A 22,299-nucleotide genomic window follows, 5' to 3' on the forward strand; every position below is an offset into this window, starting at 1 on the left:
CGAAGTACAAATTCGGATTAATTCAAACAAAGGGGTGTATGGATTGTCGAGAACAGTCATTTTAGACGGCGCACGAACACCATTCGGAAAATTTGGTGGTGCATTAAGTTCATTAACAGCAAGTGATTTAGGCGGAATAGTAATTAAAGAAGCATTGGCAAAAGCAAATGTAGAAGCAGAGGCAGTAAATGAAGTCATTATTGGAACCGTATTGCAGGCAGGGCAGGGGCAAATTCCTTCTCGGCAAGCTGCAACAAAAGCGGGAATTCCGTGGAATGTAAAAACAGAAACGATCAACAAAGTATGTGCTTCAGGAATGCGCAGTGTAACACTTGCAGATCAGCTTATTCGATTAGGGGACGAAGAAGTGATCGTGGCAGGCGGAATGGAATCGATGTCAAACGCACCGTACTATATACCAAAAGGGAGATTTGGTTTGCGTATGGGAGATGCAAGTTTAGTAGACGGGATGATATATGACGGTTTGTCTTGTGCCTTCCATCCTAAACAAGTGCATATGGGTATCTACGGTAATGACACAGCGAGCAAGTTTGAGGTTTCCCGTGAACAGCAGGATGCATGGGCAGTTCGCAGTCATGAAAAAGCACTTGCAGCAATTGATTCAGGTAAATTTGCAGAAGAAATCGTAGCAGTGGAAATTCCACAGCGAAAAGGCGATCCGCTTCGTATTGAAACGGACGAAGCACCACGAGCAGGAACAACTTTGGAAACGCTAACAAAATTAAAATCGGCGTTCAGCAGTGATGGCACAATTACAGCCGGAAATGCGCCTGGTGTAAACGACGGAGCATGTGCACTAGTTCTAATGAGTGAAGAAAGAGCACAGCAGGAAAACCGTAAGCCGCTCGCAACAATTCTTGCACATGCGGAAGTTGGGGTAGCACCGGAAGATTTCCCGCAAACACCGGGACTCGTAATAAATGAGTTGCTTAAAAAGTCTGGTAAAACATTGGCTGACATTGATTTAATTGAAATTAATGAAGCGTTCGCAGCGGTTGCTCTAGTAAGCAATCAAATTAGCGGACTCGATGAGAGCAAAGTAAATGTAAACGGGGGTGCCGTAGCATTAGGTCATCCGATTGGAGCTAGTGGTGCCCGTATTATTTTAACGCTCGCTTATGAACTGAAGCGTCGTGGGGGCGGTTTAGGAATTGCGGCTATTTGTTCAGGCGGCGGTCAAGGGGACGCGGTATTAATCGAAGTTACAAACTAAGGGGATGAAATAAATGGCGATTCAAAAAGTAATGGTCATCGGAGCAGGACAAATGGGTTCCGGGATCGCGCAAGTTTGTGCACAAGCAGGCTATGATGTCATTTTAAATGATATGAAGGAAGAGTTTTTCGAACGCGGTTTAAATACAATCACGAAAAACTTGGCACGTGATGTTGAAAAGGGCCGTAAAACAGAAGAAGAAAAATCGGCTGTTTTAGCTCGTATTACTAAATCATTGACGATTGAAGACGCGAAAAATGCGGACATTATCATTGAAGCAGCAGTCGAAAACATGGACATTAAACAATCGATTTTCAAGGAGCTTGATGAAATTGCACCTAAGCATGCGATTTTAGCTACGAATACGTCGAGCTTACCGATTACTGAAATTGCGGCAGTGACAAAACGTCCGGAGCAAGTAATTGGCATGCACTTTATGAATCCGGTACCGGTCATGAAGCTTGTGGAAATTATCCGTGGTTTGGCAACATCGGATGAAGTGTATGAAACGGTTGCAGACATGACAAAGCAGCTGGGGAAAACAGGTGTGGAAGTAAATGACTTCCCGGGCTTTATTTCAAATCGTATTTTACTGCCGATGATCAATGAAGCAATTTATGCATTGTATGAAGGGGTAGCGACGAAAGAAGCGATTGACGATGTAATGAAAATGGGGATGAATCATCCGATGGGTCCATTAACACTGGCTGATTTTATCGGATTGGATACATGCTTGTCGATTATGGAAATTTTACACGAAGGACTTGGTGACAGTAAATATCGTCCATGTCCATTATTACGCAAATATGTGGCAGCCGGCTGGTTAGGCAAAAAGAGTGGTCGAGGATTCTACATATACGAAAGCTGAGGGACTTCTATGAATTTACAATTTACTGATGAGCAGTTGATGATGCGTAACATGGTCCGTGATTTTGCCAAAACCGAAATTGAGCCGTTTATCGAGCAGACGGAAGCGGGCCAGTTCCCGAGGAATTTGCTGACGAAAATGGGTGAGCTTGGGCTGATGGGAATTACGGCACCTGCCGAGTACGGCGGGGCAGAAATGGATTTTACTTCTTATATTATCGCAATCCATGAGCTGTCGAAAGTAAGCGCGGTAATGGGCGTTATTTTGTCAGTGCATACTTCTGTCGGCACAAACCCGATTCTATATTTCGGCAATGAAGACCAAAAGAAAAAATATGTACCGAAGCTGGCAAGTGGCGAATCGATCGGAGCATTTTGTTTAACGGAGCCTGGCGCTGGCAGTGATGCAGGTTCACTGAAAACAAAGGCAGTACGAGACGGTGATCACTACGTATTGGACGGCGCAAAAGTGTTCATTACCAACGGCGGGGAAGCTGACGTGTATATCGTATTTGCTTCCACAAATCCGGAAGCCGGTTCACGCGGGATTTCAGCATTTATCGTAGAAAAAAATACACCGGGTCTGATTATCGGAAAAGACGAGCGGAAAATGGGGCTGCACGGCTCACGTACAGTACAGCTAACATTTGAAAATATGAGAGTGCCTGCAGAGAACCTGCTCGGGCAAGAAGGAGACGGCTTTAAAATAGCGATGGCCAACTTGGATGTAGGAAGAATCGGAATCGCCGCTCAAAGTTTAGGAATTGCCGAAGCGGCACTCGAAGCGGCAACTGCCTATGCAAAAGAGCGCATCCAGTTCGGAAAACCAATCGCCAAGCAGCAAGGGGTCGGCTTTAAGCTTGCCGATATGGCTACAGCGGTCGAAGCTTCGAAACTGCTCGTTTACCGGGCAGCAAACATGCGCAGTGAAGGGCTGTCATGCGGAAAAGAGGCATCAATGGCAAAACTGTTCGCATCTCAAACAGCAATGGATACAGCAATCGAAGCCGTACAAATTTTCGGTGGCTACGGCTATACCGAAGACTATCCGGTAGAACGCTATTTCCGCGACGCAAAAGTAACACAAATCTACGAAGGCACAAGCGAAATCCAACGCATCGTCATTAGTAAGCATGTGATTGGATGACGTACTTAAAAATATTGTTGATTGAAGTGGAGGTTCGAGTGTTCGTGCTGACGGTTTTACCTTTCGCACTGCTAAATACCAGCTGACGGCTAGCGCCTTTCGCTACAAGATTTTCTCTGTGACGAAAGCGTAAGCGGCAGTCACAAGCAAAGCTTCCAGCGGGAAAAGCACGACGCCCGAGACTAGGAACAAAAGCTAAGAACGCCACGTCCTGTGGCGACGCTTTTGTGACCAACATCCTGTTGGCCTCGTGCCCGCGGAAAGCGTAACCGTAACGGAAATCAACGGGAAATCTAATTTAAAGGGGACATGGGGAAATGAACTTTCAATTATCAGAAGAACACCAACAATTACGCGAAATGATTCGCGATTTTGCAATCAATGAAGTAGCACCAACAGCAGAGCACCGCGACGAGCACGAAGAATTTGACCGCGGTATTTTCGATAAAATGGCTGAGCTTGGCTTAACAGGGATTCCTTGGCCGGAAGAATACGGTGGGGCAGGGTTCGACTACTTGGCGTACTGTATCGCAGTTGAAGAATTATCACGTGTTTGTGCATCTACAGGGGTAACACTCTCAGCACATACATCACTTGCAGGCTGGCCAATTTTCAAATTCGGCAACGAAGAGCAGAAGCAAAAATACCTTCGTCCAATGGCAGAAGGTAAAAAAATCGGAGCTTACGGCTTAACAGAGCCGGCTTCAGGTTCAGATGCAGGCGGAATGAAAACATATGCAGTAAAAGACGGCGATGACTATATTTTAAACGGTTCGAAAATCTTTATTACAAATGGCGGGGTAGCAGATATTTATGTAGTATTTGCGGTTACCGATCCGGAAGCGAAAAATGGTACGACTGCTTTTATCGTTGAATCGGACTTCCCAGGATTCTCTGTAGGGAAAAAAGAGAGAAAGCTAGGGATCCGTTCATCTCCAACGACAGAAATCATTTTTGACAACTGCCGTGTACCGAAAGAAAACGTACTGGGCGAAGAAGGCCAAGGTTTCATTATCGCGATGAAAACACTGGATGGCGGTCGAAACGGAATTGCAGCTCAAGCGGTAGGTATTGCGCAGGGTGCATTGGATGCAGCAGTTGATTATGCGAAAGAGCGTGTTCAATTCGGTAAGCCGATTACAGCAAACCAGGGTGTATCATTCAAGTTAGCGGATATGGCAACAGAAATTGAAGCTTCTCGTTTATTGACGTACCAGGCAGCATGGTTGGAATCAAACGACCTACCATACGGAAAAGCATCGGCAATGGCAAAACTGCTTGCGGGTGATACAGCGATGAAAGTAACGACAGAAGCTGTTCAAGTATTCGGCGGCTATGGCTATACGAAGGATTACCCGGTAGAGCGTTATATGCGCGATGCAAAAATTACGCAAATTTATGAAGGTACACAAGAAATCCAACGCCTCGTAATTTCGCGTATGATTACGAAATAGCCTATGGCGAAAAATGATAAGCTGCATGTCCAATCGTCAATAAAAGATGAAAATAAAATTATCGCACGCCGTCAGCAAATTATCGATGCAGGTGTGAAGCTGTTCAAAGAAAAAGGATTCCATCGTGCAACGACAAGGGAACTTGCAAAAGCGGCCGGTTTTTCTATCGGGACTTTATATGAATATATTCGGACGAAAGAAGATGTTTTATTTTTAGTGTGTGACAATATTTTCAATGAAGTAACGAAATGCTTAACTGATTTCCCTTCCGATACAGGGACGATCGAAGGCTTGAAACAGGCGATCCGTCAGTATTATTTGCTAATTGATCAAATGCCTGAGGAGTTTACGATTATGTATCAGGAAACGAAGTCATTGCCAAAAGCTGCGATGCATTACATTCTCGATAAGGAACTTGAAATGGTCGCGATTTTCGAGCGCATCTTGAAAGATTGTGTAGCAGCCGGCAATTTATCACTGTCTGAAGATGCAATCTATTTAGCGGCAAACCACATCGTCGTACAGGGGCAAAGTTGGGCATTCCGTAAGTGGGCACTGCAAAAACGATATACGATCGATCAATATATAAACTTGCAAACAACCATGTTTTTACAAGGCATTATGCAGTTTGAAAATTAGGGAAGGAGAATCGCCATGTAGAGCAACTATTTATAGAGTTTGCTTCTCATGGTGATTTTTCATTATTTCAGCATAACAAAGGGGTTATTAAAATGGGGAAAACTGAAGTATACAAACCAAAACATCATATTCGCTTTGTCACAGCATCAAGCCTTTTTGACGGGCATGATGCGTCAATTAATATTATGCGTCGAATTTTACAGTCAAGCGGAGCGGAAGTCATTCACCTAGGACACAATCGTTCTGTAGAGGAAGTGGTGAATGCTGCGATTCAGGAAGATGCACAAGGGGTGGCACTATCTTCATATCAAGGCGGTCATATCGAATATTTCAAATATATGTACGATCTGCTTCGCGAAAAAGGGGCACCGCATATTAAAATTTTCGGTGGCGGTGGTGGTGTCATATTGCCACGCGAAATTAAGGAACTGCATGATTACGGAATTGCCGGTATTTTTTCGCCGGAAGATGGGCGCCAATTAGGTTTACAAGGGATGATTAACAAAAAGCTTGAAGGTGCGGATTTTTCTACACTAAAAGGAAATTACATTGAACTTTTAGAACAGCTTACGACCGATACACCGGAAATTTTGGCGAATTTGATTACAGCTGCCGAAAATGGCGGAGATGCGGAAATTGAAGAAATGCTGCAGCTTGCACGGACTAAAAGTTTAAATACACCGGTTATTGGGATTACCGGGACAGGTGGGGCAGGGAAATCTTCGTTGACAGATGAACTGATCCGCCGATTCCTGCAAGAATTCCCGGATAAAAAACTTGCGATTATTTCAGTTGACCCGACAAAACAAAAAACGGGCGGGGCTTTATTAGGTGACCGTATCCGCATGAATGCCATCTTTAACAACCGCGTCTATATGCGCAGTTTAGCAACACGTGGCTCCCATACAGAATTATCAAGTTCAATTGGGGATGTGCTCGATGTTGTGCGCACAGCAGGATTTGATCTGATCCTTGTTGAAACAAGTGGTATCGGGCAAGGCGATGCCGAAATTACAAAATATACAGACCTATCAATGTATGTAATGACGAGCGAATTCGGTGCCCCGACACAGCTTGAAAAAATCGATATGATCGATTTTGCGGATTTGATTGCGATCAACAAGTTTGAACGAAAAGGCTCCGAAGATGCATTGCGTCAAGTTCAGAAACAATACCAGCGTTCACGTGAGCTATGGGAAGAACCGCTTGATCATATGCCTGTATTCGGAACGATTGCTTCACAGTTCAACGATCTAGGGACGAACTCATTATTTGCTGCACTCGTAGCGAAGATTAACGAGAAGTTCGGCTCGGGCTGGGAAACATCGTATGAGCAATTTGTTAAAACACAAAAGCAAAACATCGTTATTCCGAATGACCGTCGCTATTACTTACGCGAAATCTCGGAAACAATCAGAAACTATCATAGGCATGCGGAACAGCAGGCAGCTCTTGCGACGAAATGGTATCAGCTTGAAGGAACAAAAGCACTGCTTCCGGAAAATGAAACAGCATTAACGGCATCGATTGATTCTTTAATGGAAGGCGTTCAAAATGAATTAACTGCGGAGTCGAAGCGTATACTGAAAAATTGGGATGCATTAAAAGAAGCATATGCTGGCGACGAGCTCATCACAAAAGTGCGTGATAAGGAGATTAAAACAATTTTGCGTACCGAGTCGCTTTCAGGCTTGAAGATTCCGAAAGTCGTGCTGCCGAACTTTAAAGATTACGGGGAAATTTTGCGCTGGGTATATAAAGAAAATGTACCAGGTGAATTTCCGTATACAGCAGGTGTTTTCCCGTTCAAACGAGAAGGGGAAGATCCGAAACGTCAATTTGCGGGCGAAGGAACTCCTGAACGTACGAATAAGCGTTTCCACTACTTATCAAAAGACGATGATGCGAAGCGTTTATCGACGGCATTTGATTCAGTAACTTTATACGGGGAAGATCCGCATACACGTCCGGATATTTACGGAAAAGTCGGGGAGTCTGGTGTAAGCGTCTGTACATTGGATGATATGAAAAAACTTTATGCGGGCTTCGACCTATGTGCACCTTCTACATCGGTATCGATGACGATTAATGGACCTGCGCCGATTATTCTGGCAATGTTTATGAATACAGCAATCGATCAGCAAGTGCAAAAGCGCGAGCAGGAGCTGGGCCGTACTTTAACGGTCGAAGAATTTACAGAAACGCGTGAACAAACAATGCAAGTGGTGCGCGGTACTGTACAGGCGGATATTTTGAAAGAGGATCAAGGACAAAATACATGTATCTTCTCAACTGAATTTGCGCTGCGTATGATGGGCGATATTCAGCAATATTTCATCGATCATAAAGTGCGTAACTATTACTCGGTATCCATTTCGGGCTATCATATTGCGGAAGCCGGAGCAAATCCGATTTCACAGCTTGCATTTACATTGGCAAACGGCTTTACGTATGTTGAGTACTATTTAAGCCGCGGTATGAATATCGATGATTTTGCACCGAACTTGAGTTTCTTCTTCTCGAACGGTCTGGATCCCGAGTATACAGTAATCGGTCGTGTAGCCCGCCGCATCTGGGCTGTTGTCATGCGTGAAAAATACGGCGCAAATGACCGTTCGCAAAAGCTGAAATATCATATTCAAACATCAGGCCGCAGTCTGCACGCACAGGAAATTGACTTCAATGATATTCGTACTACATTGCAGGCATTAATGGCATTGCAGGACAACTGTAACTCGCTGCACACGAATGCATATGATGAGGCAATTACAACACCTACAGAAGAATCGGTACGCCGCGCGATGGCGATTCAGATGATTATTACAAAAGAGCACGGCTTATCGAAAAATGAAAATCCGTTACAAGGGGCATTCATTATCGAGGAACTTACACAGCTTGTGGAAGAGAAAGTGCTGGAAGAGTTCGACCGCATGAATGATCGCGGCGGGGTACTTGGTGCGATGGAAACACAGTATCAGCGCGGGAAAATCCAGGAAGAATCAATGCACTATGAGCATTTAAAACATTCAGGACAGCTTCCGATTATTGGCGTCAACACGTACTTAAACCCGAATCCGCCATCAGAAGAAGCAATCAATAACATGGAAATCGCGCGCGCTTCCAAAGAAGAAAAAGATTTGCAAATTGCCAACTTGGCAAGCTTTAAAGAAGCGAATGCGGGCAATAGTCAAAAAGCGCTTGATAAATTAAAAGAAGTCGCTAAAACGGGCGGCAACATTTTTGAAGAACTAATGGAGACAGTTAAAGTAGCGAGCCTCGGCCAAATTACTCAGGCGCTCTATGAAGTAGGTGGCCAATACCGCCGGAATATGTAAAGCAGGACGGATTAGTTACCTGGAGCATAGCGGAAAACAACTTATTAACTGGCCTTATTTCCTTAGTTATTTGAAAAAAATGCAAAAAAATGAACTTGGAATACCACGAGTGCGGAAATTTTCGTTATACTAGTTAATACATGGACGATCTGATGAAGGAAGGTGCGCAAGTAGTGCAACATTATGTACATTATATTTTAATTTTAGCCTGCCTAATCGCAACCTTCTTTTTATATAACCGACAACTAGCAGCAATCCCTTTGCTGCTTTTATCCTTCATTTTATTTTATGTTGCCTATAAAAAAGTAACAAATTTAAAAAACAAGAAATGAAACTAGCATAGTGATAGCATGTTTGTATATAATGGGTATTATGCTTATATCCATCCAGTTGTTGTACAAGCAACGACAAGAACGGGTATAGGATCTTCGGCAGATGTTAAGGATTTGGAAGACGAATCCAAACGCAATTACTCCGAGTCGTAATTGATAAATAGACATGTAAGAATGGAAAGGACGTGCACGATTTGAACTTTCGTGGTATGACAGATGAACAATTAGCAGAAGAGTCATTAATCGACTTAGCATACGCACTACTAGAAGATAAAAAACAAGCAATGCCGTTAAATGAACTATTAAAAGGAATTCAAGCATTAAATGGTATTTCAGATGAGGAATTAAAATCCCGTTTAGTGCAATTTTATACAGATTTAAACGTAGAAGGCCGTTTCTTATTAAACCATGAAAATGGATGGGGTTTACGTGAGTGGTATAAAGTAGAAACAATCGAAGAAGAAACAGCGCCAACAATTAAGACACGTAAGAAGAAGGCAAAAGCTGTTGACGACGAAGATGAAGATGAAATTATCGACCTTGAAGAAGAGGATGTATTATTCGAGGAAGATTACGATGAGTTCGTAGACGACGAAGAAGAGGAAGAAGTGGACGAGGACATCGACTTCGTTGAAGAAGACATTGAAGAAATCGATACTGACATCGATGAAGAAATAATCGATGAAGATGATACATTTATTATCGAGGATGATGAAGAAATCGATGAAGAGTTAGATGAGGAATTAGAAGAAGACGAAGATTTAAAATAATCAATTTTCACATTGGAAATTGAAAGTGCTTGACTTCTATTTCAGTTCCGTATAATCTTTTACTTGGGCTCCTTTAAAGAGGAGATTGACCGTATAAGTTATACGCTCCCCCTGCAAAATAGTGCAGGAGGAGCGTTTTTTATTTTTTCATGCGTTTTAATTAGAAAAACATTCCCTTGCATTTTAGAAGCAATAGAGTGTTTTTCTAATTTGTTTTAAAAGAAGGAGGAATTTGTATGACAAAGTATATTTTCGTAACTGGTGGGGTAGTTTCATCACTTGGAAAAGGGATTGTAGCAGCATCTTTAGGTCGTCTATTAAAAAATCGTGGATTGGAAGTAACAATTCAAAAATTTGATCCATATTTAAATATTGATCCAGGTACAATGAGCCCATACCAGCACGGTGAAGTTTTCGTTACAGATGATGGTGCAGAAGCGGACTTAGACTTAGGTCACTATGAGCGTTTCATCGATATTAACCTTGGTAAACACTCGACTGTTACTTCAGGTAAAGTATACCAGTCTGTACTGAATAAAGAGCGCCGCGGCGACTACAATGGTGGTACAGTTCAAGTAATTCCTCACGTAACAAATGAAATTAAAGATCGTGTACAGCGTGCTGGCCGTGAAACTTCTGCGGATGTAGTTATTACGGAAATCGGTGGTACAGTAGGTGACTTTGAATCACTTTCTTTCCTTGAAGCGATTCGTCAAATGCGCCGTGATTTAGGTCATGAAAATGTGATGTACATCCACTGTACATTAATGCCTTATATCGCAGCAGCTGGTGAAATGAAAACAAAACCGACACAGCACTCTGTAAAAGAGTTACGTTCATTAGGTATTCAGCCAAATATTATCGTTTTGCGTACGGAACAGCCGGTACCACAAGACATGAAAGAAAAAATCGCGTTATTCTGTGACGTAAAACCTTCTGATATCATTGAATCACGTGATGCAGAACATTTATATGAAGTGCCATTAAACCTTCATGCACAAGGCTTTGACCAAATTGTTCTTGATCATTTCGGCATTACAGCGCCAAAAGCGGATATGACCGATTGGAAAGAGCTTGTACATTTAGTGAAAAACCTGGAGCACAAAACACGTATCGCTTTAGTAGGTAAATACGTAGAATTGCAAGATGCTTATATTTCAGTTGTAGAAGCATTAAAACATGCAGGTTATGTATACAATTCGGACATCGAAATCGACTGGATCAATGCTGAGCACGTTACAGCGGAAAATGTTGATGAACTATTAGGACAAGCAGACGGTATTTTAGTACCAGGCGGTTTCGGCGACCGTGGTGTTGAAGGAAAAATCGAATCCATCCGTTATGCACGTGAAAACGATGTACCGTTCTTCGGTATTTGCCTAGGAATGCAAATGGCGACTGTAGAATTTGCACGTAATGTCATGGGCTTGGAAGGTGCACATTCAACAGAACTGGACAAAAACACGAAGTACCCGATCATCGATTTCCTACCGGATCAAACAGAAGATACAGATTTAGGCGGAACACTACGTCTTGGTCTATATCCATGTAAATTAAAAGAAGGATCTCGTGCACGCGCGGCTTACGATGGTGAAGAGCTAGTATACGAACGTCACCGTCACCGTTACGAGTTCAACAATGAATTCCGTGAAGCGATGGAAGCGGAAGGTATGGTATTCTCAGGGTTATCTCCTAACAATAAATTAGTAGAAATTGTTGAATTACCGGAAAAGAAATTCTTTGTGGCTGGCCAGTTCCACCCAGAGCTAATTTCACGTCCGCAACGTCCACAACCACTATTCCGTGAGTTTGTAGGCGCAGCGTTTAACAATAAAAAGTAATTGATTTTGCACGTCCTGCTTCAAGGGACGTGCTTTTTTCTTAAGAATTGTTTCATTACATAAAAAGACGACTCTTATTCCAACAGGTCATAAGAGTCGTCGAGAAATTATGCGAATGGTGACGGGTGGCTGTCCATTAACCCGTCATCCTCTTCATCGTCGTCCACGAGCATTTCATCGAATTCCATCTTGACCGCTTCATAAATATATAGAGCTGCGAAAAGATGCGGGAAAACGATACGTTCGCCGAGCTTTGTAGGATGCGGTAAAATGCCGCCGCGCACTTTCAATGAAATATACGTATAAGCAAGGTCACTTAACGGATTGTCGTCGCCGGCTGCTTCACTTGCGACAGCCGCAAACGGGACGAACTCTGCATGCAGTTGCTGAGCAAGCTTTAAAGCCTGTTCATCTGTAGCATGACGTGTAAAAATAATGACACGGTCAGCAGGCAGAAGTTCAACATTTTCTGTATAGCGGGCAAACTTGGCAAAATTCCCTTCACCAAGCTCCGCATTGATTGCAACAGCTTCCATTTCACCAAATGCCGCAAAGTAAATGGTTCCTTGTCCAATTGCGGCTTGTGCCAATAATCGTGCAGTTTCCTCAATTGATTCTTCTTCAGTTTGCTGAATACGCTGTAGAAGACCTGTTAATTGCGTAGTTAAAATTTTAGACATATTTACACCTCAAAGTTATTATAAAATTGTGCACATAAAAAAGCAAAAGCACAAACTCTCTTTATAAAAGAAGGGAAAACAACTTAGTAATAGAATGTAACTATATAAATTATTATAATGGGGGATCACATTGAAGGGGATACTTATAGTAGATGATCAGCAGGGGATAAGGATGCTTCTGAATGAAGTATTTAAAAAAGAAGGATTCACAACTTATTTAGCGGCAAACGGATTTGATGCAATAAAAATTGCGCAGGAAAATGCTCTTGATTGCGTTTTGCTGGATATGAAAATTCCGGGAATGGACGGACTGGAGATATTAGCCCGTTTGAAAGAAAATCACCCGGAGCTGCCCGTAATGATGATGACTGCTTATGTGGAGCAGCATATGATGGACAGAGCGAACGAATTGGGTGTAGTGAAATACTTTACGAAACCTTTTAATATTTTTGAAGTACGGGATGAAGTTAATAAACTAGTAGAAAAGACTGAAAAAATATAAATGAAACAGGCGAGCAGGCAGTAGCGCATACTGTCTGTTTTTGTTATGATTAATCTAAATGTTTTTGTCAATTCATGTGATTTTGCATAGAATAGACGATGAAAAAAATACTTAAAAAAGACATTTTGCGCAAACTATGTTTTTCTAGCAGCACACTATTTATGTATCTTCGAGGAGGATTTTAATAATGGCATTAGTTTCAATGAAAGAAATGTTAATTAAAGCAAAAGCGGAAGGTTATGCAGTAGGTCAATTTAATATTAACAACCTAGAATGGACACAAGCCATTTTACAAGCAGCAGAAGAAGAAAAATCACCGGTAATTCTTGGTGTTTCTGAAGGTGCCGGGAAATATATGGGCGGTTTCATAGCTGTCGTAAAAATGGTTGAAGGTTTAATGGAAAGCTACAAAACAACTGTTCCGGTAGCTATTCATCTTGATCATGGTTCAAGCTTCGATAAATGTAAAGAAGCAATCGATGCTGGTTTCTCTTCTGTTATGATTGACGCCTCACACCATCCATTCGAAGAAAATATTGAAACGACTAAACAAGTTGTCGACTATGCACATGCAAAAGGTGTATCTGTCGAAGCGGAACTTGGTACTGTAGGCGGCGAGGAAGACGGTGTCATCGGCGGCATCATGTACGCAAACCCTCAGGAATGTAAAACACTGGTTGAAGCTACAGGTATTGACTGTTTAGCTCCGGCATTAGGTTCTGTTCACGGTCCTTACAAAGGCGAACCAAACTTAGGATTTGCTGAAATGGAAGAAATCTCAACATTAACAGACGTTCCGTTAGTATTACATGGTGGAACTGGTATCCCAACAAAAGATATTCAACGTTCAATTTCTTTAGGTACAGCAAAAATTAATGTCAACACTGAAAACCAAATCTCGGCTACGAAAGTTATCCGTGAATTTTTGGAAATTGATAAGAAAACATATGATCCACGTAAATATTTAGGTCCGGCTCGTGAAGCGATCAAAGCGACAGTAATCGGTAAAATGCGCGAATTCGGCAGCTCTGGAAAAGCCTAATTGATAGAGTGAAACTTCTTTCAAGAGTCACTACGATATCAAAGAAGCCAAATTACGACCTATTAATGCGGAATAATGAATCCACAAAAGAAAAGTGCACAAAATAAGCGTACTTTTCTTTGTGAACACGTGTTTTTCAACATAAGACATCTCGTTCACAAATTGAGCGAGATGTGTTTTTATAATCAATTGTAAATCGGAGGCTATTATAATGAAATTTTTTATCGATACAGCAAACTTTGACGAAATTAAAGAAGCATACTCTTGGGGGATTCTTTCAGGTGTAACGACGAACCCATCATTAGTTGCAAAAGAATCAGGTGTGAACTTCCACGACCGCTTACGTGAAATTGCAGAGTTAGTAAACGGTTCGGTTTCTGGCGAAGTAATTTCTTTAGACGCTGAAGGAATGATTCGTGAAGGGGAAGAATTGGCAGCGATTCACCCGAATATTACTGTAAAACTTCCAATGACTCCGGAAGGATTGAAAGCATGTAAGCACTTCTCTGAAAAAGGGATTAAAACGAACGTGACATTGATTTTCTCTGCAAACCAAGCATTGATGGCAGCACGTGCAGGCGCTACTTATGTATCTCCGTTTTTAGGACGTTTAGATGATATTGGTCAAGATGGCGTTGAGTTAATCCGTGAAATTGCTGAAATGTTTGCTATCCACGAAATTGAAACGGAAATTATTGCCGCATCTATTCGTCACCCGCAACATATTACGCAAGCTGCATTAGCTGGCGCACATATTTCAACAACTCCATATAAAGTTTTACAGCAACTGTTTAATCATCCATTAACAGACAAAGGAATTGAAGGATTTTTAGCGGATTGGGCAAAGCGTGAAGGGAAATAATAAGAATACCTCACAGCAGCAGACTTAACTGTGAAATTTTGTCCAATGTAAGGGAGAACACAAAATGGATGTTTATAAAATTCAAGGTGGAAATCGTCTAAAAGGTAAAATAACCGTTAGCGGTGCAAAAAATAGCGCAGTTGCTTTAATTCCTGCATCAATTTTGGCTGATTCTTCCGTTACTATTGGAGGAATTCCAGAGATTTCAGATGCATGGACGTTAAAAGCACTACTAGAAGAAATTGGCGGCGAAGTAACATTCGAAAATGGCAAGATGACGATTGATCCATCAAAAATGGTTGCCATGCCGCTGCCAAACGGCAATGTAAAAAAATTACGTGCCTCCTATTATATGATGGGTGCCATGCTGGGACGTTTTAAACAAGCGGTTATCGGCATGCCAGGCGGGTGTTTTTTAGGGCCGCGTCCAATTGATCAGCATATTAAAGGTTTTGAAGCTTTAGGAGCAAAAGTAACAAATGAGCACGGGGCAATTTATTTACGTGCAGAAGAACTGATCGGGGCGAAGATTTATCTGGATGTTGCAAGTGTCGGCGCAACAATTAACATTATGCTGGCGGCAGTTCGTGCAAAAGGGAAAACTACTATCGAAAATGCAGCGAAAGAACCTGAAATTATTGATGTTGCGACACTATTAACAAATATGGGTGCCAACATTAAAGGAGCAGGAACGAGCGTTATTCGTATTGAAGGTGTCGATGAGCTAAAAGGTACAAAACATACAATTATACCGGACCGGATTGAAGCAGCTACATTTATGATTATGGCTGCAGCGATTGGTGATGGTGTACTTGTCGATAATGTCATTCCGCTTCATATGGAGGCTGTCACAGCGAAACTTCGCGAAATGGGTGTAAGTGTGGAAGAGAACGAAGAAAGCATCTACATTTCCAAGCAGAAGAAACTGCAGGCAATTGATGTGAAAACACTTGTCTATCCAGGATTCCCGACAGATGTTCAACAGCCTTTATCTGTATTAATGACACAGGCGGAAGGTACTTCGATGATTACGGATACGATTTACTCTGCCCGTTTCAAGCATATAGACGAACTGCGACGTATGAATGCAAAAGCCCGTGTTGAAGGCAATACTGCCATCATTCAAGGACCTGCATCTTTGGAAGGATCCACAGTAACGGCAACAGATTTACGCGCGGGTGCGGCATTAGTATTGGCTGGACTAATCGCAAAAGGTGAAACAGAAATTCACGATATTTACCATATTGAACGCGGCTATAGTTCATTAATCGAAAAGCTGTGTGCAATCGGTGCAAATATTCGTAAAGAGTCCATTGTCATTAATACAAAGAAAAATGCATAAATTTGCTATAATTCGTGAAGAGAACCGCGCAACGATGTGAGTATGATAATATATATTCGGGTAATAAAAATATGTTAGTTCATAATACAATTCAAAAAAGCAGTTAATTTAGGCTGTTAAAATCGGTTTTAACCGATTACAGGAGGCAAACACAAAATGGAACGTAGTTTATCAATGGAAGTAGTACGTGTAACAGAAGCAGCAGCGATTGCATCAGCGAAATGGATGGGACGCGGACTTAAAAATGAAGCGGACGACGCAGCAACAACAGCGATGCGTGTTATGTTTGATACAATCCCAATGCATGCGACAGTTGTAATTGGTGAGGGAGAAATGGATGAAGCACCGATGCTTTATATCGGTGAAGAATTAGGGCTTCGAAATGGCGGACCTGAAGTTGATATTGCAGTAGATCCATTAGAAGGTACCAATATCGTAGCAAAAGGAACAAATGGTGCGATGACAGTACTGGCAATTGCAGACCGTGGCAATCTATTAAATGCGCCTGATATGTATATGGATAAAATAGCAGTAGGACCGGAAGCAGCTGGAAAAGTTGATATTAACGCTTCTGTTACGTACAACTTACTGCAAGTGGCAAAAGCTAAAAATAAAGATATTTCAGATGTTGTAGCAACACTTTTAGACCGTCCGCGTCATCAGCATATTGTCGATGAAATCCGTGAAGCCGGTGCACGTATTAAATTCATCCAAGACGGTGATGTAGGTGCAGCGATCAACACAGCATTCGATGAAACTGGTATCGATATTATGTTCGGTATGGGTGGTGCCCCGGAAGGCGTTATTGCGGCAGTTGCTTTAAAATGTTTAGGCGGCGATTTCCAAGCGAAACTAGTACCTGAAGATGAAGAACAGCTTGCACGTTGCGTTAAAATGGGAGTCGACGTAGATAAAGTATTAATGATGGAGGACCTGGTAAAAGGCGATGATGCGATTTTTGCAGCGACAGCTGTAACGGATTCGGAACTTTTACGCGGTGTTCAATATAAAGGTTCCTACGCGCTTACACATTCAGTTGTCATGCGTGCAAAAACAGGGACAGTACGTTTTATCGAAGGACGCCACAGCATTGAAAAAAAACCAAAGTATGACCAAATTTAACTTCCCGTATAATGTAAGTAGCCTCAAATAGAAAATGCCCATTTTCAAATTACTTGCACTATAATATAATAAATGCCCGGTGTAAAAACTGGGCATCTTTCAAATAAAGTGTAGTATACTTCTCTTACACAAATTCCTAAACAATCTTTCAATAACTTAATTTTTTTCAAATTAAATTTTAATAGACTGGAGAAAACGTATGACAGCATTAACAATTGCTCAATTAGAAAGCATGACATTAAAAGAATTATATGCTTTAGCGAAGCAATATAAATTATCGAATGCTAGTAAGCTAAATAAAAAGGAACTGATTTTTGCAATCTTAAAAACCCGCTCTGAACAAGAAGGCTTCTTCTTCATGGAAGGCGTTTTGGAGATTATTCCTACAGACGGCTTCGGATTCCTGCGCCCGATTAACTACTCACCTTCAAAAGAGGATATTTACATTTCTGCATCCCAAATTCGTCGCTTCGATTTACGAAATGGTGATAAAGTTTCAGGGAAAGTTCGTCCGCCAAAAGAAAATGAACGTTACTATGGCTTATTGCAAGTTGATGCTGTAAACGGCGAGGACCCAGAAGTTGCAAAAGAGCGTGTGCATTTCCCGGCATTAACACCGCTTTACCCGAATCGCCATATAAAATTGGAAACGGTTCCTACAAAACTTTCGACGCGTATTATGGATTTAGTAGCGCCAGTCGGTTTTGGTCAGCGTGGGTTAATCGTTGCACCGCCAAAAGCAGGTAAAACATCGTTATTAAAAGAAATTGCCAACGCGATTACGACAAACCATCCGGAAGCGGAATTGATCGTTCTACTTATTGATGAGCGTCCGGAAGAAGTAACGGATATCGAGCGTTCAGTAAATGCAGACGTAGTATCTTCAACGTTTGATGAAGTGCCCGAAAACCATGTGAAAGTCGCGGAAATCGTATTGGAACGTGCACGACGTCTCGTAGAACAAAAACGCGATGTTATTATCTTAATGGACTCGATTACACGTTTGGCGCGTGCTTATAACTTAGTAATCCCGCCAAGCGGCCGTACACTTTCAGGTGGTATTGACCCTGCTGCATTCCACCGTCCGAAACGGTTCTTCGGTTCAGCCCGCAATATTGAAGAGGGCGGCAGTTTAACAATTTTAGCGACTGCTCTTGTTGATACAGGCAGCCGTATGGACGAAGTAATTTATGAAGAATTTAAAGGAACGGGTAACCTGGAACTGCACTTGGATCGCAGCTTGGCAGAACGCCGTATTTTCCCTGCAATCGATATCCGCCGTTCAGGTACACGTAAAGAGGAACTTCTTATTCCGAAAGACCAGCTTGATAAATTATGGGCAATCCGTAAAACATTCAGCGATTCACATGACTTCGGTGAAAAGTTCTTACGTAAACTACGCACAACAAAAACAAATGAAGAATTCTTCGATAAGCTTGATACGGATATGAAGAAAGCGACGAACGGTAAAGGGTTGTTATAGATTTTAGAAGATTTGCCGAAATGGGCATCAAGTTCTTGATTGAGTGGGAACTACATACATTCAATTTCGTAAAATAATATAAAATAGTTGCAACCTTTTTTAAAACTTGCTATACTTCTTTAAGTATGAAACGTGCACATATATAGCTGGCCTCAACACATTACGTATGTAGTGACATATTCGGGCTATGTAAGGTGCAGTTCGAAAATACTCTGTTCCGGATGGTTCAGGGCGAGAGGAGAAAACGAATATGAAACAAGGTATCCACCCAGATTACAAAGTAGCAACAGTAACTTGCTCTTGTGGTAACACTTTTGAAACAGGTTCAGTTAAAGAAAAGATCTCAATCGAGTTCTGTAACGAATGTCACCCATTCTATACAGGTCGTCAAAAGTTCGCTTCTGCTGACGGACGTGTTGATCGCTTCAACAAAAAATACGGTATTAAGTAATACCTCTGCCCATTTCCACATTGCTGGAAATGGGTTTTTAATTTTTATGGGGCATCCGTATTGTTTAATTAGAAGATATTACGCAGTTATTAGAAAACTATTGCGGGTTATTAGACAATCCGAAACGTTTATTTGAAAATCGCAACCGAATATTAGAAAATGTACATATTATATTAGAAGCTCGGAACTATATTAGAAAAAAATAAAAGTATATTAGAAAAAATTAGAAGATATTAGAAGATATTAGAATCTTTCTCACATGTTTTTCTCAGGAGAAATATTCTAATAAAGAGAGCGCCTTTTGCAATAGACGAATGGGAAAAAACTAGCTAAGATAAAAGAAGTGAAAAGTTGACCTTGAGATTGATGCTCAAGGTTTTTTATTGGGGAAAACGAACTTGTAATTTTAATTAGAAACGAGGAAATAGAAATGGCGCAATTATTTTATAAACATGGGGCGATGAATAGCGGGAAATCGATTGAAATTTTAAAAGTTGCCCACAACTATGAAGAACAAAATAAAGCGGTACTGATCTTTACTTCTGGAATTGACACGCGTGATGAAGTCGGAACGGTTTCTAGCCGAATTGGTTTAAAACGACCGGCAATCGCGGTTTTTGGTGATACAAATATGTATGAAATTGTAGAAAAACACGATGAAAAATTATATTGTGTACTTGTAGACGAAGTACAATTTTTATCTAAAGAACATGTTTTGCAGCTGACTCAGATTGTCGATGAGCTGAACATTCCCGTTATGGGGTTCGGGTTAAAGAATGACTTTCAGAACGAGCTGTTTGAAGGCAGCCGTTATATGACGATTTACGCGGATAAAATTGAGGAAATGAAAACAATTTGCTGGTTCTGCCATAAGAAAGCGACAATGAATTTACGTGTAGATGAAAATAAAAAACCCGTCCGTACTGGTGATCAAATTCAAATTGGGGGTAATGATAGTTATTACCCTGTTTGCCGCAAATGCCATTCCAATCCACCACTATAATTTAATGCAACATTGCAACGAAATTTAATTAAATGAAATGCCAATGTGTAAATGATATGAAGAAAGTTCAACATAGATGTAGCAACAACCGTAAAATTTCTTTATACTAGTAAAGGTGCATTTTAACGTGGATTATAAATATGTCAATACAATATAAAAACAAGTTCATTGAATCCGACCCGAAACGGAGATCAATACTTGATCATGTAAGAAGACAAAAAAACTATTAGAGGTGAAATATAGATGTTTGATCGTTTACAGGCGGTTGAAGACCGTTACGAAAGATTAAATGAATTACTGAGCGACCCGGATGTTGTGAGCGACTCCAATAAGCTACGCGAATATTCGAAAGAGCAATCCGATATTCAGGAAATGGTAGATGTATACCGTGAATACAAATCGGTGAAAGAGCAACTGGCAGATACACGCGAATTAATGGAAATCGAAAAAGATGCAGACATGCTTGAGATGATGAAGGAAGAGTTCAATGATTTAAATAAACAAGTTCCGGTGTTGGAAGACCGTCTACGTATTCTATTAATACCTAAAGACCCGAACGATTCGAAAAACGTAATCATGGAGATTCGCGGAGCTGCCGGCGGTGACGAGGCCAATATTTTTGCTGGTGACCTGTTCCGCATGTACACACGCTATGCGGAAACGCAAGGCTGGAAAGTGGATGTAATGGAAGCCACACCAAACCCGGCAGGTGGTTATAAAGAAGTAATCTTCATGATCAACGGTCAAGGTGCATATTCGAAATTCAAATATGAAAACGGCGCACATCGTGTTCAACGTGTACCGGCTACAGAATCTCAAGGCCGTATCCATACTTCAACTGCAACGGTAGCATGTTTACCGGAAGTACATGTGGAAGATGTGGAGATTCATGAAAAAGATATTCGCGTTGATACATTCGCTTCATCTGGTGCGGGTGGTCAGTCCGTAAATACAACGATGTCAGCTGTTCGTATGACCCACTTACCTACAGGCGTTGTCGTTTCGATGCAGGATGAGCGTTCACAAATTAAAAACCGTGAAAAAGCAATGAAAATTTTAGTGGCGCGTGTAGCAGATAAACACCGTCAGGAAGCACAGGCAGAAATCGATGCAACACGTAAGACAGCAGTAGGAACAGGCGACCGTTCTGAACGTATCCGTACTTACAACTATCCACAAAACCGTGTAACAGATCACCGAATTGGTCTAACGATTCAAAAACTTGACCAAATCGTTGAAGGTAAGCTGGATGAAATCATCGATGCACTTATTTTAGATGAGCAGGCAACACGCTTATCGAATTTAAATGAAGATGTATAAAACTATTTTTGAGGCCCTGAATGGGGCTTCTTCTTTTTTAGAGGAAAATGGTCGCGAAGGAAATGCCGCACGAATTTTACTGCAGCATATTTTACAGACGAACTATTCAGGTTTAATGATGAAGATGCAAGATACTTTAACAGAAGAGCAGCAGAATCAGTTCGACGGTTTTATTCAACAGCATGTCAAAGGGCGCCCTGTACAATATATAACGGGTGTAGAAGAATTTTACGGACGATCATTTGTTGTGGATGAATCGGTACTGATTCCTCGTCCGGAAACGGAAGAACTGATTGTTGGAACGATTGAGCGCATCCGCAAGTTATTTGGAGATAAACAAAATCTGAAATTTGCCGACATTGGAACAGGAAGTGGCGCCATTGCCATCACGATGAAAAAGGAATATCCACAGCTTGATGTAACAGCAACGGATCTTTCAACTGCAGCACTTGCAACGGCGCAAAAAAACGCTGAGCAGCTGCAGGCAGAAATTGCATTTAAGCTTGGCGATTTAACAGAACCGATTGCAAATGAAAAATGGGATGTTGTACTTTCCAATCCGCCTTATATCGCATATGAGGAAATGGAGGAAATGTCCGATGTTGTCGTAGCGCATGAACCTCATCAGGCATTGTTTTCGGAAGAGGATGGACTCTTGCTTTATCGTAAACTAGCAGAAGATTTACCGGCTATTATGAAGAAGCCGGCATTAATCGGTCTGGAAATCGGATATACACAAGGAGAAGCGGTGGCGGAATTTTTCAAAAAAAGCTTCCCGAATGCCCATGTATCAGTCGTGCAGGATATAAATAAAAAAGATCGTATTGTTTTTTGTGAGATTAGTGAATAAAAAATAGATTCCTTGTAAACAAT

Annotated in this window: 20 protein-coding genes; 19 read left to right on the forward strand and 1 reads right to left on the reverse strand. The window is 41.5% G+C overall.

Features of this window, described 5'->3' with window-relative positions:
• Positions 1 to 43 precede the first annotated feature (43 nt).
• The 9 genes from MKZ25_RS02795 (at position 44) to MKZ25_RS02835 (ending at position 11,619) form a co-directional block, all read left to right on the forward strand.
• Positions 44 to 1,234 (forward strand): acetyl-CoA C-acetyltransferase, encoded by a 1,191-nt coding sequence (locus tag MKZ25_RS02795; RefSeq protein ID WP_340800041.1) that lies wholly within the window; start codon positions 44 to 46, stop codon positions 1,232 to 1,234.
• Between the two features lie 13 nt (positions 1,235 to 1,247).
• A complete protein-coding gene (locus MKZ25_RS02800; protein WP_340800042.1) occupies positions 1,248 to 2,102 on the forward strand; it encodes a 3-hydroxybutyryl-CoA dehydrogenase in 855 nt (284 codons plus the stop codon).
• Positions 2,103 to 2,111: 9 nt separating this feature from the next.
• A complete protein-coding gene (locus MKZ25_RS02805; RefSeq protein ID WP_340800043.1) occupies positions 2,112 to 3,248 on the forward strand; it encodes an acyl-CoA dehydrogenase in 1,137 nt (378 codons plus the stop codon).
• Positions 3,249 to 3,565: 317 nt separating this feature from the next.
• Positions 3,566 to 4,702: an acyl-CoA dehydrogenase gene (locus MKZ25_RS02810; RefSeq protein WP_340800044.1), complete on the forward strand. Its 1,137-nt coding sequence runs from the start codon at positions 3,566 to 3,568 to the stop codon at positions 4,700 to 4,702.
• Between the two features lie 3 nt (positions 4,703 to 4,705).
• The gene (locus MKZ25_RS02815) at positions 4,706 to 5,341 is read left to right on the forward strand and encodes a TetR/AcrR family transcriptional regulator (RefSeq protein ID WP_339197493.1); all 636 of its coding nucleotides are present in this window, start codon (positions 4,706 to 4,708) and stop codon (positions 5,339 to 5,341) included.
• A 92-nt stretch (positions 5,342 to 5,433) separates the two neighbouring features.
• Entirely contained in the window at positions 5,434 to 8,676 is a 3,243-nt protein-coding gene (gene icmF / locus MKZ25_RS02820) for a fused isobutyryl-CoA mutase/GTPase IcmF (protein WP_340800045.1), read from the forward strand.
• 350 nt (positions 8,677 to 9,026) lie between these two features.
• The gene (locus MKZ25_RS02825; protein WP_340800046.1) at positions 9,027 to 9,161 is read left to right on the forward strand and encodes a hypothetical protein; all 135 of its coding nucleotides are present in this window, start codon (positions 9,027 to 9,029) and stop codon (positions 9,159 to 9,161) included.
• Positions 9,162 to 9,193: 32 nt separating this feature from the next.
• Positions 9,194 to 9,778: a DNA-directed RNA polymerase subunit delta gene (gene rpoE, locus MKZ25_RS02830; protein WP_340800047.1), complete on the forward strand. Its 585-nt coding sequence runs from the start codon at positions 9,194 to 9,196 to the stop codon at positions 9,776 to 9,778.
• Between the two features lie 236 nt (positions 9,779 to 10,014).
• Positions 10,015 to 11,619: a CTP synthase gene (locus MKZ25_RS02835; RefSeq protein ID WP_340800048.1), complete on the forward strand. Its 1,605-nt coding sequence runs from the start codon at positions 10,015 to 10,017 to the stop codon at positions 11,617 to 11,619.
• 107 nt (positions 11,620 to 11,726) lie between these two features.
• Here MKZ25_RS02835 and MKZ25_RS02840 read toward each other — a convergent pair whose 3' ends face one another.
• Positions 11,727 to 12,299 carry a DUF2529 domain-containing protein gene (locus MKZ25_RS02840; protein ID WP_340800049.1) on the reverse strand — a complete coding sequence of 191 codons (573 nt, stop codon included), beginning with the start codon at positions 12,297 to 12,299 and terminating at the stop codon, positions 11,727 to 11,729.
• 130 nt (positions 12,300 to 12,429) lie between these two features.
• Here MKZ25_RS02840 and MKZ25_RS02845 point away from each other — a divergent pair, with 130 nt between their 5' ends.
• From MKZ25_RS02845 to prmC, 10 genes are all read left to right on the forward strand, one after another.
• The gene (locus MKZ25_RS02845) at positions 12,430 to 12,801 is read left to right on the forward strand and encodes a response regulator (RefSeq protein ID WP_340800050.1); all 372 of its coding nucleotides are present in this window, start codon (positions 12,430 to 12,432) and stop codon (positions 12,799 to 12,801) included.
• 187 nt (positions 12,802 to 12,988) lie between these two features.
• Positions 12,989 to 13,843 carry a class II fructose-bisphosphate aldolase gene (locus MKZ25_RS02850; protein ID WP_340800051.1) on the forward strand — a complete coding sequence of 285 codons (855 nt, stop codon included), beginning with the start codon at positions 12,989 to 12,991 and terminating at the stop codon, positions 13,841 to 13,843.
• Positions 13,844 to 14,054: 211 nt separating this feature from the next.
• Entirely contained in the window at positions 14,055 to 14,705 is a 651-nt protein-coding gene (fsa, locus tag MKZ25_RS02855) for a fructose-6-phosphate aldolase (protein WP_340800052.1), read from the forward strand.
• Positions 14,706 to 14,769: 64 nt separating this feature from the next.
• Positions 14,770 to 16,047 carry a UDP-N-acetylglucosamine 1-carboxyvinyltransferase gene (locus MKZ25_RS02860; RefSeq protein WP_340800053.1) on the forward strand — a complete coding sequence of 426 codons (1,278 nt, stop codon included), beginning with the start codon at positions 14,770 to 14,772 and terminating at the stop codon, positions 16,045 to 16,047.
• Between the two features lie 156 nt (positions 16,048 to 16,203).
• Positions 16,204 to 17,169, forward strand: a complete 966-nt coding sequence (glpX, locus tag MKZ25_RS02865) for a class II fructose-bisphosphatase (RefSeq protein ID WP_079524630.1) — start codon at positions 16,204 to 16,206, stop codon at positions 17,167 to 17,169.
• A gap of 199 nt (positions 17,170 to 17,368) precedes the next feature.
• Complete coding sequence (gene rho, locus MKZ25_RS02870) at positions 17,369 to 18,652, forward strand: transcription termination factor Rho (RefSeq protein WP_340800054.1); 1,284 nt, start codon at positions 17,369 to 17,371, stop codon at positions 18,650 to 18,652.
• 250 nt (positions 18,653 to 18,902) lie between these two features.
• Positions 18,903 to 19,103, forward strand: coding sequence for a 50S ribosomal protein L31 (rpmE, locus tag MKZ25_RS02875; RefSeq protein ID WP_079524632.1), 201 nt, complete (start codon positions 18,903 to 18,905; stop codon positions 19,101 to 19,103).
• Between the two features lie 430 nt (positions 19,104 to 19,533).
• Entirely contained in the window at positions 19,534 to 20,106 is a 573-nt protein-coding gene (locus MKZ25_RS02880) for a thymidine kinase (RefSeq protein ID WP_340800055.1), read from the forward strand.
• Positions 20,107 to 20,349: 243 nt separating this feature from the next.
• Entirely contained in the window at positions 20,350 to 21,426 is a 1,077-nt protein-coding gene (gene prfA / locus MKZ25_RS02885; protein WP_340800056.1) for a peptide chain release factor 1, read from the forward strand.
• A complete protein-coding gene (gene prmC, locus MKZ25_RS02890) occupies positions 21,413 to 22,276 on the forward strand; it encodes a peptide chain release factor N(5)-glutamine methyltransferase (RefSeq protein WP_340800057.1) in 864 nt (287 codons plus the stop codon). The genes prfA and prmC overlap by 14 nt, the downstream gene beginning before the upstream one ends.
• Positions 22,277 to 22,299 lie beyond the last annotated feature (23 nt).

Source organism: Solibacillus sp. FSL W7-1464 (assembly GCF_038004425.1).
GTDB lineage: Bacteria > Bacillota > Bacilli > Bacillales_A > Planococcaceae > Solibacillus.